Source organism: gamma proteobacterium symbiont of Scutellera amethystina (genome assembly GCF_059730845.1).
Genome location: NZ_AP035935.1, coordinates 1,370,178 through 1,386,526, shown reverse-complemented (window position 1 = coordinate 1,386,526; position 16,349 = coordinate 1,370,178). Strand labels below are relative to the sequence as shown.

16 protein-coding genes are annotated in these 16,349 nt (G+C 62.2%); 7 read left to right on the top strand and 9 right to left on the bottom strand.

Features of this window, described 5'->3' with window-relative positions:
• The first annotated feature begins 77 nt into the window (after positions 1–77).
• Positions 78–983, top strand: coding sequence for a DMT family transporter (locus tag AC6I79_RS06330; RefSeq protein WP_059009116.1), 906 nt, complete (start codon positions 78–80; stop codon positions 981–983).
• Here the strand turns inward: AC6I79_RS06330 and AC6I79_RS06325 are convergent.
• Both AC6I79_RS06325 and tctD read right to left on the bottom strand, forming a co-directional pair.
• Positions 970–2,346, bottom strand: coding sequence for a sensor histidine kinase (locus AC6I79_RS06325; protein ID WP_498027634.1), 1,377 nt, complete (start codon positions 2,344–2,346; stop codon positions 970–972). The two genes, AC6I79_RS06330 and AC6I79_RS06325, sit on opposite strands and share 14 nt — an antisense overlap.
• Entirely contained in the window at positions 2,337–3,008 is a 672-nt protein-coding gene (gene tctD / locus AC6I79_RS06320) for a transcriptional regulator TctD (protein WP_104093057.1), read from the bottom strand. The genes AC6I79_RS06325 and tctD overlap by 10 nt, the downstream gene beginning before the upstream one ends.
• 120 nt (positions 3,009–3,128) lie before the next feature.
• Between tctD and AC6I79_RS06315 the strand changes: the two genes are divergently transcribed.
• The 4 genes from AC6I79_RS06315 (at position 3,129) to flk (ending at position 7,221) form a co-directional block, all read left to right on the top strand.
• The gene (locus tag AC6I79_RS06315) at positions 3,129–4,106 is read left to right on the top strand and encodes a Bug family tripartite tricarboxylate transporter substrate binding protein (RefSeq protein WP_058769888.1); all 978 of its coding nucleotides are present in this window, start codon (positions 3,129–3,131) and stop codon (positions 4,104–4,106) included.
• 11 nt (positions 4,107–4,117) lie between these two features.
• Positions 4,118–4,549 carry a tripartite tricarboxylate transporter TctB family protein gene (locus AC6I79_RS06310; RefSeq protein ID WP_058769887.1) on the top strand — a complete coding sequence of 144 codons (432 nt, stop codon included), beginning with the start codon at positions 4,118–4,120 and terminating at the stop codon, positions 4,547–4,549.
• Positions 4,550–4,561: 12 nt separating this feature from the next.
• Complete coding sequence (locus tag AC6I79_RS06305; RefSeq protein ID WP_058782030.1) at positions 4,562–6,070, top strand: tripartite tricarboxylate transporter permease; 1,509 nt, start codon at positions 4,562–4,564, stop codon at positions 6,068–6,070.
• A gap of 119 nt (positions 6,071–6,189) precedes the next feature.
• Entirely contained in the window at positions 6,190–7,221 is a 1,032-nt protein-coding gene (gene flk, locus AC6I79_RS06300) for a flagella biosynthesis regulator Flk (RefSeq protein ID WP_059009109.1), read from the top strand.
• A 14-nt stretch (positions 7,222–7,235) separates the two neighbouring features.
• On the opposite strand, the gene AC6I79_RS06295 is transcribed toward flk, so the two are convergent.
• Entirely contained in the window at positions 7,236–7,679 is a 444-nt protein-coding gene (locus AC6I79_RS06295) for a rhodanese-like domain-containing protein (RefSeq protein WP_058769886.1), read from the bottom strand.
• A gap of 86 nt (positions 7,680–7,765) precedes the next feature.
• On the opposite strand from AC6I79_RS06295, the gene pdxR reads away from it, so the two are divergent.
• Positions 7,766–9,184, top strand: a complete 1,419-nt coding sequence (pdxR, locus tag AC6I79_RS06290) for a MocR-like pyridoxine biosynthesis transcription factor PdxR (protein ID WP_498027633.1) — start codon at positions 7,766–7,768, stop codon at positions 9,182–9,184.
• Positions 9,185–9,246: 62 nt separating this feature from the next.
• On the opposite strand, the gene fabB is transcribed toward pdxR, so the two are convergent.
• A complete protein-coding gene (fabB, locus tag AC6I79_RS06285; protein WP_021509164.1) occupies positions 9,247–10,467 on the bottom strand; it encodes a beta-ketoacyl-ACP synthase I in 1,221 nt (406 codons plus the stop codon).
• 155 nt (positions 10,468–10,622) lie between these two features.
• On the opposite strand from fabB, the gene mnmC reads away from it, so the two are divergent.
• Positions 10,623–12,635 carry a bifunctional tRNA (5-methylaminomethyl-2-thiouridine)(34)-methyltransferase MnmC2/FAD-dependent 5-carboxymethylaminomethyl-2-thiouridine(34) oxidoreductase MnmC1 gene (gene mnmC, locus AC6I79_RS06280; protein ID WP_498027632.1) on the top strand — a complete coding sequence of 671 codons (2,013 nt, stop codon included), beginning with the start codon at positions 10,623–10,625 and terminating at the stop codon, positions 12,633–12,635.
• A gap of 29 nt (positions 12,636–12,664) precedes the next feature.
• On the opposite strand, the gene AC6I79_RS06275 is transcribed toward mnmC, so the two are convergent.
• The 5 genes from AC6I79_RS06275 to aroC all read right to left on the bottom strand — a co-directional run bounded on the left by AC6I79_RS06275 (position 12,665) and on the right by aroC (position 16,317).
• Positions 12,665–12,946 carry a YfcL family protein gene (locus AC6I79_RS06275; protein WP_010617478.1) on the bottom strand — a complete coding sequence of 94 codons (282 nt, stop codon included), beginning with the start codon at positions 12,944–12,946 and terminating at the stop codon, positions 12,665–12,667.
• A gap of 33 nt (positions 12,947–12,979) precedes the next feature.
• The gene (locus tag AC6I79_RS06270) at positions 12,980–13,525 is read right to left on the bottom strand and encodes an elongation factor P hydroxylase (RefSeq protein WP_021509161.1); all 546 of its coding nucleotides are present in this window, start codon (positions 13,523–13,525) and stop codon (positions 12,980–12,982) included.
• A gap of 66 nt (positions 13,526–13,591) precedes the next feature.
• Positions 13,592–14,389 (bottom strand): sulfite exporter TauE/SafE family protein, encoded by a 798-nt coding sequence (locus AC6I79_RS06265; protein WP_498027631.1) that lies wholly within the window; start codon positions 14,387–14,389, stop codon positions 13,592–13,594.
• 9 nt (positions 14,390–14,398) lie between these two features.
• Positions 14,399–15,226: a penicillin-insensitive murein endopeptidase gene (mepA, locus tag AC6I79_RS06260; RefSeq protein ID WP_249217909.1), complete on the bottom strand. Its 828-nt coding sequence runs from the start codon at positions 15,224–15,226 to the stop codon at positions 14,399–14,401.
• Positions 15,227–15,231: 5 nt separating this feature from the next.
• Positions 15,232–16,317, bottom strand: a complete 1,086-nt coding sequence (gene aroC, locus AC6I79_RS06255; RefSeq protein WP_058775833.1) for a chorismate synthase — start codon at positions 16,315–16,317, stop codon at positions 15,232–15,234.
• Between the last annotated feature and the right edge of the window lie 32 nt (positions 16,318–16,349).

Here is a 16,349-nt window from a genome sequence, read left to right as displayed (position 1 = left end):
AATTTTGTCCGATTTTAACTATCTGCTTTAAACCGGTCAAACGTAAGCTAGTCGCGATTTACATTTGGAGCCGTACTATGAACTTATTGTTACCGCTGGTGGCGGTGCTGATCTGGTCGATCAACACCATCGTCAGCAAGCTGTCTGCCGGCAGCATCGATCCTGCTGCCATCTCTTTTTACCGCTGGCTGCTGGCGCTGCTGGTGCTTACGCCGTTCTGCCTGCCGGGCGTATGGCGCCATCGTCACACCATCAAAACCCAGCTGTGGCGCTTACTGGTGCTGGGCCTGCTCGGCATGGTGCTGTACCAGAGCCTCGCCTATTATGCGGCACACAGCGTTTCGGCGGTAATGATGGGGATTCTTGGCGCCACCATTCCGCTGCTGACCATCCTGCTCAGCCTGGTGGTGCTGCGCCTTGCGCCGACGCGCGGCATTCTGATTGGCGGCCTGCTGTCGTTTGCCGGGCTGGTGTGGCTGGTGAGCGCCGGCAACCCGGCGCAGCTGCTGAGCCAGCGCCTCGGCAACGGCGAGCTGATGATGCTGGCGGCCTCAACCTCCTACGCGCTGTACGGCGTACTGACGAAGCGCTGGGCAATCCCGCTGCCGACGTGGCAAAGCCTGTACGTGCAAATCTTCTTCGGCGTGCTGTTGCTGCTGCCCGGCTTCTGGCACGCGCCGGAGGTGGCGCTGAATGCCGACAATATTCCGCTGGTGCTGTTCGCCGGGCTGTTTGCCTCGATTGTGGCGCCGTTCCTGTGGATCCTTGGCGTGCAGCGCCTCGGCGCCAGCACCACCAGTATTTTCATGAACGTGGTGCCGGTGTTTACCGCCCTCATTGCCGTGCTGTTCCTGCACGAACAGTTGCATGCTTATCACTGGATTGGCGGCGGTCTGACGCTGGTCGGGGTGATCCTGGCGCAGCGGCTGAAAACCCCGCTGCGTAAAGCGCGCGTGATGGCTCCGCCGATCAGCGAAAGCTAACCGTCACCCGCAGTCCGCCCAGCTGCGGGCTGCGGTCCAGCTGCAGCTGAGCGCCGTGCCAGGCGCAGATATCCTGCACCAGCGCCAGTCCAATGCCCGCGCCGGGCTGGCTGGCGTGATCGAGCCGGCCAAACGGCTGCAGCGCCTGCCGCTGCTGATCCGCCGCGATGCCCGGCCCGCTGTCTTCAATTTTCAGCACCTTTTGCCGCAGCCGCGCGGTCACCGTGCCGCCGTGCGGCGTGTATTTGATGGCGTTATCCAGCAGGTTGGCGCACAGCTCGGCCAGCAGCAGCGCATCGCCCAGCACCTGGCTCGCCGCCTGCTCTTCAAAGCCCAGATCGATCTGTTTACGCCGCGCCGCCGCATAGCCGCTGAAACAGGCCTGCTGCACGATGTCGCTCAGGTTGACCTTGCTGAAGGGCTTGTCTTCGCCGTGGCGCGCCCTGATTTGCGCCAGCTGCAGCAGGCGATCGGTGAGCTGGACGGTGTCGTCCAGCGTATGACGCATGCCCTGCAGGCTTTCGCGCCACTGCTGCGGGTCGTCGCTGCTGAGCGCGACGCCAACCTGGGTTTTCAGGATGGTGAGCGGCGTGCGCAGCTGGTGCGACACATCGGCGCTAAAGCGCTCCTGCCTTGCCAGCAGTCCGCGCAGCCGCTCCAGATGGCGGTTGAAGGCGACGATCAGCGGCTGCAGTTCGGACCACGGCAGCAGCGACGGCAGCGGCGTCAGTTCGCCCGGCGCACGGCGCAGCATCATGCGCGACAGCCGGCGCAGCGGGCGCAGCACTTTACGCAGCAGCAGCCCGGCCAGCAGCAGCGTGATCAGCACCAGAAAACTCTGGCTGATCAGCGCGGTGCGCAGCAGACTGTCGGCAAAGGCGTGGCGTGAGTTAAGCGTTTCCGCCACCAGCACCAGCGCCATGCCCTGCACGCCTTCCTCGTTCACCGGCTGCCACAGCGCGGCCACGCGAATCGGCTGCTTGCGGTAGTGCGCATCGTAGAAATGCACCAGCGCCGGGTAGACATCAGACAGCGGCGCGTTGCCCGGCACCAGCGGTAAATCAGGGTAGCCGGACAGCGTGTGCCCTTCAGGCGAAATCACCTGGTAGAACAGCTGATCGTTCATGTTGCGCTCAAAGCTGTCCAGCACCACCCACGGCACATCCACCTCCAGCCGCTGATGACGTACCACCAGCCGCTCGGCCACGGTGCGCGCCGAGGCCAGCAGCGAGCGATCGTAGGCTTGATTTGCCGCCTGCAGCGCGCTCTGATAGTGGGTGTAGACCGACAATCCCCACAGCAGCAGCAGCGGCGCGCCCAGCCACGCCAGCAGTTCACCGCGCAGCGAGTGGATCAGTCGCACGGCTGGCACTCCAGGCTGTAGCCGAGGCCGCGCAGTGTGACGATCGCCACGTCGCTGCCCGCCAGCTTTTTGCGTACCCGATGCACATACAGCTCAATGCTCTCCGGGCTGGCCTCATCCGCCAGCGTAAAGGTCTGCTCGTACAGATGCTGGCGTGACACCGGCCTTCCCGGGCGCTGCATCAGCGTCGACAGCACGCTGGCCTCGCGCGGCGTCAGCGGCAGCGGTTTGTGATTCAGCAGGAAATAGCCTTCGGCATCGCGCTCCAGCTGGCCGAGGCTTTGCGTCTGCGTTGCCTGCCCCTGACTGCGGCGCAGCAGCGCGCGCAGACGCGCGTCCAGCTCGTCCAGCTCAAACGGCTTGGTGAGGTAATCATCGGCGCCCGCATTCAGCCCCTGCACGCGCTGTTGCAGCGCGCTCTGTGCGGTGAGCAGCAGCACCGGCACGCGTTGCCCGCGCTTGCGCAGGCGCGCCAGCACCGCCAGGCCATCCAGCCGCGGCAGCGACACATCCAGCACCACCAGCGCATAGTCTTCGCTTTGCAGCACATGATCCGCCGCCACGCCGTCGGCCACCCAGTCCACGGCGAAGCCTTTTTGTGTCAGCGCTTTCTGCAGCCAGTTGGCCAGCTCGACGGTATCTTCCACCAGTAAGAGACGCATATCACATCCTGTTAGTTTTGCCGATGGCTGAAAGGTAAATGAAAGGTTGCTGTTTTAACAATTCAGCAACCCCGAATGTTCGGTGGCAATCACACTCTGGAAGAAACAATGGAGCGACAGATGAAAAAAACAATGCGCACCGCCTTCGCCACGACCCTGCTGGCTTTTTCTCTTTCTGCGGCACAGGCTGCGGCACCCGAGCGGACCGAATGTATCGCCCCGGCCAAACCCGGCGGCGGTTTTGATCTGACCTGTAAACTGATCCAGGTTTCGCTGCAGGAAACCGGGCAGATCACCACGCCGATGCGCGTCACCTACATGCCGGGCGGCGTCGGTGCCGTGGCATATAACGCCATCATTGCGCAGCGGCCCGCCGAAGCAGGCACGCTGGTGGCCTTCTCCGGCGGGTCGCTGCTGAACCTGTCGCAGGGCAAGTTTGGTCGTTACTCGGTGGATGACGTGAAGTGGCTGGCGGCCATTGGTACGGACTACGGCATGGTCGCCGTGCGCGCTGACGCGCCGTGGAAAACGCTGGGCGAGCTGCTGGAGGCGATGAAACAGGATCCGACCAAAGTGGTGGTCGGCGCCGGCGCGTCGATCGGCAGCCAGGACTGGATGAAAACGGCGCTGCTGGCGCGGGAAGCCGGTATCGATCCGCGCAAAATGCGCTATGTGGCGTTTGAAGGCGGCGGCGAACCGGTTACCGCGCTGCTCGGCAACCACATCCAGGTGGTATCAGGCGACATGAGTGAAATGGTGCCGCACCTGCAGGGCGGCAAGATGCGCGTGCTGGCGGTAATGAGCGATAAACGTCTGCCGGGTGAGCTGGCTGACATCCCGACCGCCAAAGAGCAGGGCTTCAACGTCGAGTGGCCGATTATTCGCGGCTATTACCTCGGCCCCAAAGTCAGCGATGCCGATTATCAGTGGTGGGAACAGACGTTTAAAAAACTGGTGACCACCAAAGAGTTTCAGCAGCAGCGCGATCTGCGCGGCCTGTTTGAGTTCAACCTGTTCGGTAGCGAGCTGGACGCCTACGTCAAGAAACAGGTAGCAGATTACCGTGAACAGGCGAAATCGTTCGGCCTGGCGAAATAACGGAGGCACAGATGAGCGATCGTATCTTTGCGGCGGTGTGGCTGGTGCTCTGCATCGTCGGGATGGTTATCGCCTGGCAGATTCAAAGCGAGTACAGCTACGAGCCGGTTGGCCCGCGTCCTTTCCCGCTGCTGCTGCTCGGTCTGATGGCGATCTGCGCGGTGATGATGCTGCTGCGCAAGCCGGACGCCGTACAGTGGCCGGTGGCGGCAACGCTGAAAAAGCTGCTGGCGCTGTGCGTAATGCTGATGGTGTACGGCTGGCTGTTTGAGAAGCTGGGTTTTGCCCTGTGTACCACGCTGCTGACCTTCGGCATCGGCATGCTGTTTGGCGCACGCTGGTGGGCAGCCGTCCTCTCCGGTGTGGTAATGGGTGTGGCGCTGTTTTACGCCTTCGATCGTCTGCTGGACGTTACGCTGCCGGTCGGCAGCTGGTTCAGTTAACAGGAGTCAATTATGGATACCTGGTCTTTTCTGATGCAGGGTTTCGCCGTCGCCATGACGCCGGAAAACCTGATGATCGCCCTGATTGGCTGCTTTATCGGCACCATCGTCGGCCTGCTGCCGGGGCTTGGGCCGATTAACGGCGTCGCGATCCTGATGCCGCTGGCGTTTGCGCTGCACTTACCGGCGGAATCCGCGCTGATCCTGCTGGCAACGGTGTACATCGGCTGCGAATATGGCGGGCGCATCTCGTCGATTCTGCTTAACGTGCCGGGGGATGCCGGCGCGATCATGACCGCGCTGGATGGCTATCCGATGGCGCAGCAGGGCAAAGCCGGCGTGGCGCTGTCGATCTCGGCGGTCAGCTCATTCATCGGCTCAACCATCGCCATCATCGGCATCATTCTGTTTGCGCCAATCCTCGCCAACTGGTCGCTGGCGTTTGGTCCGGCAGAGTACTTCGCGCTGATGGTGTTCGCGATTGCCTGTCTCGGCAGCATGATGAGCCACAATCCGCTGAAGTCGTTTCTTGCTGCGCTGATTGGCCTCGGCATGGCGACGGTGGGCGTTGATGCCAACACCGGCGTCTATCGCTTTACCTTCGACAGCGTGCATCTCTCGGACGGCATTCAGTTTGTGGTGGTGGTCATCGGCCTGTTCTCGGTGAGCGAAATTCTGCTGATGCTGGAATCCACCAGCAGCGGCCAGAAAATGGTGCGCGCCAGCGGCCGCATGCTGTTCAACATGAAAGAAGCGGCGCAGGCTACCGGCGCAACGCTGCGCTCCTCGTTCATTGGCTTCTTTGTCGGCGTGCTGCCAGGTGCCGGTGCCACCATCGCCAGCGCCATTGCCTATATGAGTGAGAAGAAAATCAGCGGCAGCGATCAGTTTGGCAAGGGCGACATTCGCGGCGTGGCAGCGCCGGAAGCGGCGAACAACGCCTCAGCCTGCGGATCGTTTATCCCGATGCTGACGCTGGGTATTCCCGGCTCCGGCACCACGGCGGTGATGGTCGGCGCGCTGACGCTGTATAACATCACGCCCGGTCCGGCGATGTTTACCGAACAGCCGGACATCGTATGGGGCCTGATCGCCGCGCTGCTGATCGGTAACGTGATGCTGCTGATCATGAACATCCCGATGATCAACATCTTTGCACGCATGCTGACCATTCCGCTGTGGTTCCTGGTGCCGGCGATCGCCGCCATCTCCGCGGTGGGCGTGTATGCGGTGCACAGCACTACGTTTGACCTGCTGCTGATGGTCGGGCTGGGCATTTTCGGCTACATCCTGCGTAAGATGGATTTCCCGATGTCGCCGCTGATTCTTGGCTTTGTACTGGGCGAAATGCTGGAGCAGAACCTGCGCCGCGCGCTGTCAATCAGCAACGGCAACCTGCCGATTCTGTGGGAAAGCCTGATCTGTAAAGTGCTGCTGGTGCTGGCTGTCGCCGTGCTGGTGGTGCCGCCGCTGTGGAAGCGCTGGCGTCGCAAGCGCATGAAGCTGGCCGCCGCAGAATAAATCCGTGTCTTATTGTTTTTCTCCCTGCCGCCCCCGTGGATTTCCCGGGGGCTTTTGCTATCATGTGCCATCGTTTTTCCGGCGCACCCGGATCTGACTCGTTTTTCAAGGATTCCGCCATGCAACCTCTCAGCGGTCCCGGTGTGCCCGCGGGCGATCGTTCATCTGTTAACCCGGCTAACGGCGCAGGCCGCCCCGGCGCTGCGGCAGGTGAACAGCCGCTCTCCCCGGCCCAGCGCACCACGCTGGAACGCCTGATCGTACGTATCATGTCACTTAGCACGCTGAAAGCGCCCGAACTGTGGGCTGGCATCCGTCATGAAGTGGGCGTAAAAAATGACGCCGAGCTGCAGTCGCGCCACTTCCCGGCGGCCGAGCAGCATCTTAACAGCCGTCTGACGCAAGTGCAGAACAGCCACGCCACGCGCCAGCTGTTGCAGCAGCTGCTGGAAAAACTGCCGCAGGGCAACAATCGTCAGGCGGTGAGCGACTTTATCCGTCAGCAGTTTAATCAGACGGTATTGAGCGCGCTGAGCCAGGATCAGCTGCGTCAGGTGCTGACCATGCTGCAGAACGGTCAGATGGCAATCCCGCAGCCGCAGCAGACGCGCACTACCGATCGCACCCTGTTACCGGCCGAACAGCAGGCGCTCAACCAGCAGGTCACGCGCCTTGCCGCCGCGACCGGGGAATCGCCGGTAAAAGTGCTGGCCGACACGCTGAAACTGGTCAATCTGAAAAGCGGCGACCCGGTTCCGTCGCGCCACTTCCCACTGCTGACGCAGTTTTTACAGGTGCGCCAGACGCTGAGCCAGCACAGCGCGCCGACGCTGCAGCTGCTGGAAAGCTCGCTCAAACAGCCGCTGAGCCACGACGAGCAGCGCATGCTGGAGGATTACAGCCTGCAGCGCTTCCAGGCCACGCCGCAGACGTTGCTGACGCCGGCGCAGAGCCAGGATCTGCTGATGCTGCTGTTCAGCCGCCGCGCCGAGCGCAACAGCGAAACGCCGCTGGCCGACAGCGAGCTGCGTCCGCAGCCAATCTGGGCACCGTTTGTCGAAATTCTGCCGCGTCCACTGGCGCAGCGCCCGGCGCTGACGCTGGTGCTCGGCCTGGCGCTGTTCTTCTTTTTGCTCTGGCTGCTGCTGTAGTTAAGCCATCGCACTCAGCAGCCGCACTCCGCCGCGGGTGCCGCGGCGGGCCACTCGCCTGCCGCCGCGCCCCACGCCATCGGGTGGCCGTCGCGCTTCCAGAAATCCAGCCCGCCAATCAGCTCTTTAACCTGAAACCCCAGCTCAGCCAGCTTTAGCGCCGCTTTGGTCGAACCGTTGCAGCCAATGCCGTCGCAGTAAGTCACGTAGACGCGGTGACGATCGAGCCGAGCGGTGCTGGCCGCATCCATCTCGCGATGCGGCAACGACAGCGCGCCGCAGATATGTCCGGCCTGATACGCGTCGCGGCTGCGGGCATCAATCACCACAATCTGCGTGACGCCCTGCGCCAAATCCGCCGCCAGATCCCAGGCATCGGTGTAATAGCTGAGTTTGTGCTGCAAATAAGCCACGCTGTGCTGCGGGCTGGCGGGCGGATAAAACAAAACGGCTGACATGGCATTCTCCTGTTGTGATGTCCCTGCAGTGTACGGCAAAGTGGTCTGTATCCTGATACCACTTTGACCGTAGCGATAAGACCATTATGCACCATGCCTTTTTGCCGCTGTTTCGCCATCAGACGCAGGGCGGCTTACGTCAGCGGCTGTGCGCTACGCTGCGCCAGGCCATTATCAGCGGCCATTTGCGCTTCGGGCAGAAGCTGCCCTCCAGCCGCCAGCTGGCTGCCGATCTGGCGCTGTCACGCGTGACGGTCGAAGCCGCTTACAGCCAGCTGGAGAGCGAAGGCTATGTGCAGCGGCACAGCGGACGCGGCACCTTCGTCGCTATCGCCCTGCCACCACCGGCGGAAAAGGCGACAGCGCAGCGCGCACCGCGCTTTTCGCAGCGCGGCACGCAGGTGCTGGCGACCGGTGGCTGCCAGGATCCCCCTTTTCCCCTCGCCTTTGCCGCCGGATCACCGGAACTGCGCGCGTTTCCGCACCGCCAGTGGCAGCGGCTGAGCCACAGCGTACAGCGCGCGCTGGGCAGTCAGGTGATGGGCTATGGCGATCCGCTCGGTTATGCGCCGCTGCGCCAGGCGGTGGCGGATTATCTGGCGCTGTCGCGCGGCGTGCGCTGTACGGCTGAGCAGGTCATCATGCTCACCAGTTCACAGCAGGCGCTGCAGCTGCTGGTGCTGATGTTTCTGGATGCAGAGGATGAAGTGTGGCTGGAGGAGCCGGGCTACCGTGGCGCGCGGAACGCCTTTCTCGCCGCCGGTGCCCGCTGCCGCGCCATGCCGCTGGACGATCAGGGCGCGCTACCACTCAGCGGCCGGGCGCAACTGGTGTATCTGACGCCCGGCCACCAGTATCCGACCGGCACACCGATGAGCCTCGCGCGGCGGCTGCAGTGGCTGGCGTGGGCACGTCAGCACGATAGCTGGCTGATCGAGGATGACTACGACAGTGAATTTCATTATGACGGTCGCCCGGCGCCGGCGCTGCAGGGCATGGAAGCCGATAGCCGGGTCATCAGCCTGGGGACTTTTTCCAAAACCCTGTTTCCATCGCTGCGGCTGGCGTGGATGGTGGTGCCCGCGGCGCTGGTGACGGCGCTGGGTCGCGCGCGCAGCGTACTGGACGGCCACAGCGCCCTGCTGCCGCAGGCGATCACCGCCGAATTTATCCAGCAAGGCTATTTCGCCAGCCACCTGCGGCTGATGCGTCAGCTCTATCATAGCCGGCGCGATCGGCTGCTGGCGCAGCTGGAACAGCATCTGCAGCCGTGGCTGCGGCCGCTGCCGGCAACAGGCGGGTTGCAATTGACGGTTGAGTTATTACAGGGAGATGAGGCGCGGCTCACGCAACAGGCGCAGGCCGACAGTCTGCTGCTGCCGCCGCTGTCACCCCTTTACGCCGGCGCATCGCCACAGCAGGGCTGGATACTCGGCTTTGCGGCGTTGGCGCCCGGCGAAATTGACCGCGCCTGCGCAAAGCTGGTAAGGCTGCTGGCAAGGTAAATTCGTCAGCGACAAAAACAACAAAGGCCGGATTAACCGGCCTTTGAGCATTAGCGTAAGCGTTACGCCTGGTATTTACGCAGGGTCAGCGTGGCGTTGGTACCACCGAAGCCGAAGCTGTTGGACATCACCGTGGTCAGCGCTTTTTCGGTTGGCTGCGTCACAATGTTCATACCCTTCGCTGCGTCATCCAGCTGTTCCACGTTAATGCTTGGCGCGATGAAGCTGTGCTCCAGCATCAGCAGGGTGTAAATCGCTTCCTGCACGCCTGCCGCACCCAGCGAGTGACCGGTCATGGCTTTGGTCGCAGAGATGTATGGCGTGTTGTCGCCAAACACTTCGCGAATCGCGCCCAGCTCTTTCACGTCGCCGACCGGCGTTGACGTGCCGTGGGTGTTGAGGTAGTCGATTGGCGTATCCAGACCCTGCATCGCCATCTTCATGCAACGCACCGCGCCTTCGCCTGACGGTGCCACCATGTCAGCGCCGTCAGAGGTTGCGCCGTAGCCGACGATCTCAGCGTAGATGTGGGCACCACGCGCCAGCGCATGCTCCAGCTCTTCCACTACCACCATACCGCCGCCGCCGGCGATAACGAAGCCGTCACGGCTGGCATCGTAAGTACGCGACGCTTTTTCCGGGGTTTCGTTGTATTTGGTGGAGAGCGCGCCCATGGCGTCGAACTCACAGGCCATTTCCCAGCTCAGCTCTTCGCCGCCGCCAGCAAATACCACATCCTGTTTGCCCAGCTGAATCTGCTCCACCGCGTTACCGATGCAGTGTGCTGACGTCGCGCACGCCGAGCTGATGGAGTAGTTGACGCCGTGGATTTTGAACGGCGTGGCCAGGCAGGCAGAGACGCCGGACGCCATCGCTTTGGTCACCACGTACGGGCCAACGCCTTTCAGGCCGCGCGGGCCACGCATCGCGTCGGCACCGAACACCTGATAACGCGGGGAACCGCCACCGGAACCAGCAATCAGACCAACTCGCGGGTTGTTCTGGTACTGCTCATCCGTCAGCCCGGAATCTTTGATTGCTTCTGCCATCGACAGATAGGCATAGATTGAGGCATCACTCATGAAACGCACGATTTTGCGATCGATGAGCCCGTTAGTGTCCAGTTTGACGTTACCCCATACATGGCTGCGCATGCCGGCATCTTTCATCTCTTCGGAGAAAGTGATTCCGGAACGGCCTTCACGCAGGGAAGCCAGCACTTCCTGCTGGTTATTACCAATACTGGAAACGATACCCAGGCCAGTAATCACTGCACGTTTCATTCAATAGTCCTCATTCCACTTCTTTTGGATTGACGTGCACTCTAGCTTACAGTTGTACGCCGAACAAGTCCGATCAGCCATTTCCTTTTGTAAATTTGCGTCATGTGACGCCACTCGCTAAAATCGCGCCACTGCCTGAAAAATGAGCCTTTCCCGTGAAGTTATCCCCGGTTGAACACGCGCAATTAAACTGGAACGATCAGGGTACACCTGTTTCCCGAGCGTTCGACGACGTCTATTTCTCCAACGACAACGGACTGGAGGAGACGCGCTATGTGTTCCTCGACGGTAACCATCTTCCGCAGCGATTTGCCGCACATCCGCGCGATCTGTTCATCGTTGCCGAGAGCGGTTTTGGCACCGGACTCAACTTTCTTACCCTGTGGCAGGCGTTCGATCGCTTCCGCGCCGCCCATCCGCAAGCCGGCTTGCGCCGCCTGCACTTCATCAGCTGCGAAAAATACCCGCTGACCCACGCCGATTTGGTGAGCGCGCACGCGCACTGGCCAGAACTGGCCCCGTGGGCCGGACAGTTACAGCAGCAGTGGCCGCTGGCCCTGCCCGGCTGTCAGCGCCTGCTGTTCAATGGCGGCGAGGTGACGCTGGATCTGTGGCTGGGTGATATTAACGCGCTGATTGATACTTTTGATGACAGCCTCAACGGCCAGGTTGACGCGTGGTTTTTAGATGGCTTCGCGCCGGCGAAAAACCCGGAGATGTGGACGCCTTCGCTGTTCGCCGCCATGGCGCGGCTGGCGCGTCCCGGCGGCACCTTCGCCACCTTTACCTCGGCGGGCTTTGTGCGGCGGGGCTTACAGCAGGCCGGGTTCAGCGTGGCGAAGCGCAAAGGCTTCGGCCACAAGCGTGAAATGCTGACCGGCGTGCTGGACAGCGCCCCCGGGCAGCTACCGGCTCAGCCGTGGTATGCGCGTCCGCAGGCCGCCAGCCGCGAGGTGGCGCTGATTGGCGGCGGCGTGGCCAGCGCGGTGCTGGCGCTGGCGCTGCTGCGGCGTGGCTGGCAGGTTACGCTGTACTGCGCCGATGCCGCCCCGGCGCTCGGCGCATCGGGTAACCGTCAGGGCGCGCTCTATCCGCTGCTTAACCAGCACGATCCGGCGCTCGCCACTTTTTTCCCGGCGGCATTCAGCTTTGCCCGTCGCCTGTACGATGCGCTGCCGGTGATGTTCGAACATCAGTGGAGCGGCGTGCTGCAGCTCGGCTGGGATGCCAAAAGCGCGGAGAAGATCGCGCAGATGCTGAGCATGGATCTGCCGCACGAGCTGGCGCACGGCGTCAGCCCGCAGCAGGCGCAGCAGCTGGCCGGCGTCGATCTCGACTGCGGCGGCATTTTCTATCCGCAGGGCGGCTGGCTGTCGCCGTCACAGCTCACCAGCAATCTGCTGGAGTATGCCCAGACTCAGGGGCTGCGCATGCACTGGCTGCATCGCGTGACGCAGCTGGCACGCCAGCAGGCTGGCTGGACGCTGCAGTTCGCCCACCAGCCCGCGGTCACCCATCAGCAGGTGGTGCTGGCTAACGGCCATGCGCTGCAGGCGATCGGGCAAAGCCGCGATTTGCCGGTGTATGCGGTGGCCGGTCAGGTCAGCCATGTGCCGACCAACGCGGCGCTGAACCCGCTGCGCACCGTGCTGTGTTACGACGGCTATCTCACCCCGGTCAGCCCGAACTTTGCCACGCACTGCATCGGTGCCAGCTACCATCGCGGTGAAACGACAACCGCTTTCCGCGCCGACGATCAGCAGGAGAATCGCCAGCGGCTGATTAACTGTCTGCCGCAGGTCAGCTGGCCGACGCAGGTTGACGTCAGCGCTGATGAAGCGCGCAGCGGCGTGCGCTGCGCCACGCGCGATCACCTGCCGATGAGCGGCAGCGTGCCGGATTACGCGGCGACGCTCAGTGAGTATGCGGATTTACCGGCGCAGCGCGCGCGCGGCGAGCAGATTGCGGAAGCGCCGGTGCATCCCGGCCTGTTCGTGCTTGGCGCACTGGGGTCGCGCGGACTGTGCAGCGCACCGCTGGCAGCAGAAGTGCTGGCGGCGCAAATGAGCGGCGAGCCGCAGCCGCTGGACAGCAGCACGCTGGCGGCGCTGCATCCCAACCGTTACTGGGTGCGCAAATTGCTGAAAGGGAAAAAGGCAGGACGCTAAAGCGCGGGGCGAGCGATCGCCCCGGCCAGTCAGGCAGTGAGGCGCGCCTGGGTAAACAGGTTATCCCACATGCCCACTACCAGCGCCTGGTCGCGCGGCGACAGCTCACCGGCGGCGATGGCGTTTTGCAGGCTGTTGGTGACCTGAATTTGCAGCGCTTCCGGCGTGTGTTCGCCGCTCTGCTCAATTTCCGCTACTGCCAGCGTCAGATGGCCACGCAGATAACCGCTGGCAAACAGTTCGTCGTCGCTGGCGTGTTCGACCATATCGTCAATCAGCGCCAGAATGCGGGACTCGAATTCTACGATCATCTTCTCATCATCCTTCATTTATCGGAGTGCGGCTCACAGATCTTCCGGCCACGGAAACTGTGCCGCCGTCAGTGCAGGCGTACCATAATAGCTGGCTAACGCATCAATAAAGCGCGCCGGACGCGCCGGAATGCCGTGCTGCAGATAATGCATTACCTGTGCATGCACCTTGCGCTGAAACGCGATGCGATCCGGTTCACAATCGCCGTCGAGATTGTCACAGCTGACGTTGAAGGGAAAGCCGGCTGCCACACAGAACAGCCACTCCAGCGCCTGCGGCTTAATCTCCACCGCTTCAAACTGGCCCTGCGTTTGCGCATCGCGCCCGTCCGGGCAGTACCAGTAACCAAAATCTACCAGTTTGCGCCGCGCTTCACCGGCAATACACCAGTGCGAAATTTCGTGCAGCGCGCTGGCGTAAAAGCCATGGGCAAACACCACGCGGTGCCACGGTGAGGTGTCATCCGCTGGAAGATAAATAGGTTCATCATCGCCTTTAATTAGACGCGTCTGAAAATCGTCAGCAAAACAGCCGTCAAAAATCTCCACCAGCTGCTGATAATGGTGCTCTTTACTCATAATATTTTAATCTTTAAACAAACCGCCGCCATTGTCGCACTGGCGGCCGGTTTTGACGAGTGCGGATTACAGTGCGGCAAACCAGGCGAGAATGACACTGCCGTGGCTGTCCCACAACAGCTTAGCGCTCATCACGGCAGATACCGTCACCACCATCGGGCGAATCAGCTTCTGACCACGGCTCAGCACCAGCCTGGCGCCGAGGCGTGCGCCAATAAACGCCCCCAGCAGCATAATCACGCCGGTGCCCCACACCACCTTGCCGCCGAACATAAAGAACAGCAGACTGGCGAAGTTAGAGGTGAAATTTAGGATTTTGGCGTGGGCGGTGGCTTTCGCCAGATTGAAGCCGCAAAGCGTGACGAAGGCCAGCGCATAGAACGAGCCGGCACCCGGGCCGAAGAAGCCATCGTAAAAGCCGACGCAGCCGCCGCCCACCAGCGCAAACGCCAGGCCGTGCAGACGCTGCTCGCGATCGGCCTCGCCAATACGCGGCATCAGCAGGAACCACAGCCCGATGCTGATCAGCAGCAGCGGCAGTATCTGGCGCAGTATCTCAGCCTGAATATGCTGAATCAGCAGCGTTCCGCCAATCGCGCCGAGAAAGGTCATGGCGATATTCAGCCGCTGCTCGCGCAGCTTCACCGCGCCGCGCCGCACAAAATAGAGGCTGGCCGAGAAGGAGCCGCCGACCGATTGCAGCTTGTTGGTCGCCAGCGCCTGCGCCGGCGAAAGACCGGCCGCCAGCAGCGACGGCACGGTCAGCAGACCGCCACCGCCGGCGATGGAATCAATAAAGGCCGCCAGCACCGCGACCAGAAACAGCACGCCAAGTACCACCGGGCTGACAACAAACAGATCCATCTCAGGTTCCTACAATAGATGCTTATCAAGTAACGCCTGGCAGGAAGGCGGCAACGGTGGCGGCGACTTCTTCACCGGCGGCGTAGTGCCTGGCTTCTTCGGCAGGAACCAGCTTTCCAGCTCTGCGCCGCAGCCATCGCCCGGCGGCGGTGGCGCCTGATCTTCACACTCCAGGCTGCCCGGCGGACAGCGCAGGCGCACGTGCATGTGTGCCCGGTGGGCGAACCACGGCCGCACTTTGTTGAGCCACGCACGATCGCTACCGGCATCGGCACAAAGCTGCTTTTTAATCGCCGGATTGACGAAGATGCGCGTGACGTCGTCATCTTTCGCCGCCAGCTTGATCAGGCTGTCGATCTGCGGCTGCCAGTGACGCGCGATGACCTGGCGGTCGTCCGGCCCAACCAGATCGAGCGGCTGCGGCTTTAGCAGCTGCTGTGCCGTCCAGCGGCTCTGCGGCAGCTGCAGCCAGATATCCACGTCGAGACCGGTCTGATGGCTGGCGTGGCCGCTGCTAAAGCGTCCGCCGGCGGCCATGCCCATATCACCAATCAGCACCTGGCCCAGCTGCAGCTGATGCGCCTGGGTGCTGAGGCGCTGGATAAAGGCGATCAGGTCCGGATGGCCGTAATAGCGGCGCTGATCCTGACGCATCACCTGATAGTTGGGCGAGTTGAGCGGCAGCTGCTGCGCCCCGACGATACAGCCGTTGGCAAAGCTGCCGATGGACTGCGGGCTGCCGGCAATCGGTTGATGGATTTGCTGCCACGGGGTGGCAGCCAGGCTGACCGCACTGCACAGCAGCGCGGCAAGGGAGAGAAGCAGGCGGCGTATCATGCGGCTTACCAGCGCGGGACGCTGCTGTTGACGTCAGCATTCTGCCCACGCTGGCGCAGCAGGTGATCCATCAGCACAATCGCCATCATCGCTTCCGCGATCGGGACCGCGCGGATGCCAACACAGGGATCGTGACGGCCTTTAGTGATCATCTCCACTTCCGCGCCGTCGCGGGTGATGGTGTTGCCCGGCACGGTGATGCTGGAAGTGGGCTTCATCGCCAGGTTGGCGCTGATGGTCTGACCGCTGCTGATCCCGCCGAGAATGCCACCGGCATGGTTGCTTTGAAACCCGTTGCTGCGGATTTCATCACGATGCTGACTGCCGCGCTGGTTGATCACCGCGAAACCATCACCGATCTCCACGCCTTTCACCGCGTTGATGCTCATTAGCGCGTGCGCCAGATCGGCGTCAAGGCGATCGAACACCGGCTCTCCGAGGCCCGGCGGCACGTTTTCGGCCATTACCGTGACTTTGGCACCGATGGAGTCGCCCTCTTTTTTCAGCGCGCGCATCAGTTCGTCCAGCGCATCGAGTTTGGCGGCATCGGGGCAGAAAAACGGGTTATCTTCCACAATACTCCAGTCTTTCAGCTCGCAGGCGATGTCGCCAATCTGCGCCAGATAGCCGCGCACCACGATGCCGTGCTTCATCTGCAGATACTTTTTAGCAATGGCACCGGCCGCTACGCGCATGGCGGTTTCGCGGGCCGAGGAGCGGCCGCCGCCGCGATAGTCGCGCAGGCCATATTTCTGTTCGTAAGTGTAATCCGCATGGCCGGGACGGAACAGATCTTTAATCGCGCTGTAATCCTGCGAACGCTGGTCGGTGTTTTCAATCAGCAGACCGATGGAGGTGCCGGTGGTGACGCCTTCAAACACGCCGGACAAAATCTTCACCTGATCCGGCTCGCGGCGCTGGGTGGTATAGCGCGAAGTGCCGGGACGACGACGATCGAGATCGTGCTGAATATCGGCTTCGGTCAGCGGGATGCCGGGCGGCACACCATCAACAATGCAGCCAAGCGCAATACCGTGCGACTCGCCAAAGGTGGTAACGCGAAAAAGTTGTCCGATGCTGTTTCCGGCCATGGGGGTTCCTTGTTGCGATGTTGCGGGCGAGC

Bases quoted from the DNA above. Each gene is read 5' to 3' on its own strand.
- AC6I79_RS06330 (WP_059009116.1), top strand. From the start codon at position 78: ATGAACTTATTGTTACCGCTGGTGGCGGTGCTGATCTGGTCGATCAAC.
- tctD (WP_104093057.1), bottom strand. From the start codon at position 3,008: ATGCGTCTCTTACTGGTGGAAGATACCGTCGAGCTGGCCAACTGGCTG.
- AC6I79_RS06315 (WP_058769888.1), top strand. From the start codon at position 3,129: ATGAAAAAAACAATGCGCACCGCCTTCGCCACGACCCTGCTGGCTTTT.
- AC6I79_RS06310 (WP_058769887.1), top strand. From the start codon at position 4,118: ATGAGCGATCGTATCTTTGCGGCGGTGTGGCTGGTGCTCTGCATCGTC.
- AC6I79_RS06305 (WP_058782030.1), top strand. From the start codon at position 4,562: ATGGATACCTGGTCTTTTCTGATGCAGGGTTTCGCCGTCGCCATGACG.
- flk (WP_059009109.1), top strand. From the start codon at position 6,190: ATGCAACCTCTCAGCGGTCCCGGTGTGCCCGCGGGCGATCGTTCATCT.
- AC6I79_RS06295 (WP_058769886.1), bottom strand. From the start codon at position 7,679: ATGTCAGCCGTTTTGTTTTATCCGCCCGCCAGCCCGCAGCACAGCGTG.
- pdxR (WP_498027633.1), top strand. From the start codon at position 7,766: ATGCACCATGCCTTTTTGCCGCTGTTTCGCCATCAGACGCAGGGCGGC.
- fabB (WP_021509164.1), bottom strand. From the start codon at position 10,467: ATGAAACGTGCAGTGATTACTGGCCTGGGTATCGTTTCCAGTATTGGT.
- AC6I79_RS06275 (WP_010617478.1), bottom strand. From the start codon at position 12,946: ATGATCGTAGAATTCGAGTCCCGCATTCTGGCGCTGATTGACGATATG.
- AC6I79_RS06270 (WP_021509161.1), bottom strand. From the start codon at position 13,525: ATGAGTAAAGAGCACCATTATCAGCAGCTGGTGGAGATTTTTGACGGC.
- AC6I79_RS06265 (WP_498027631.1), bottom strand. From the start codon at position 14,389: ATGGATCTGTTTGTTGTCAGCCCGGTGGTACTTGGCGTGCTGTTTCTG.
- mepA (WP_249217909.1), bottom strand. From the start codon at position 15,226: ATGATACGCCGCCTGCTTCTCTCCCTTGCCGCGCTGCTGTGCAGTGCG.
- aroC (WP_058775833.1), bottom strand. From the start codon at position 16,317: ATGGCCGGAAACAGCATCGGACAACTTTTTCGCGTTACCACCTTTGGC.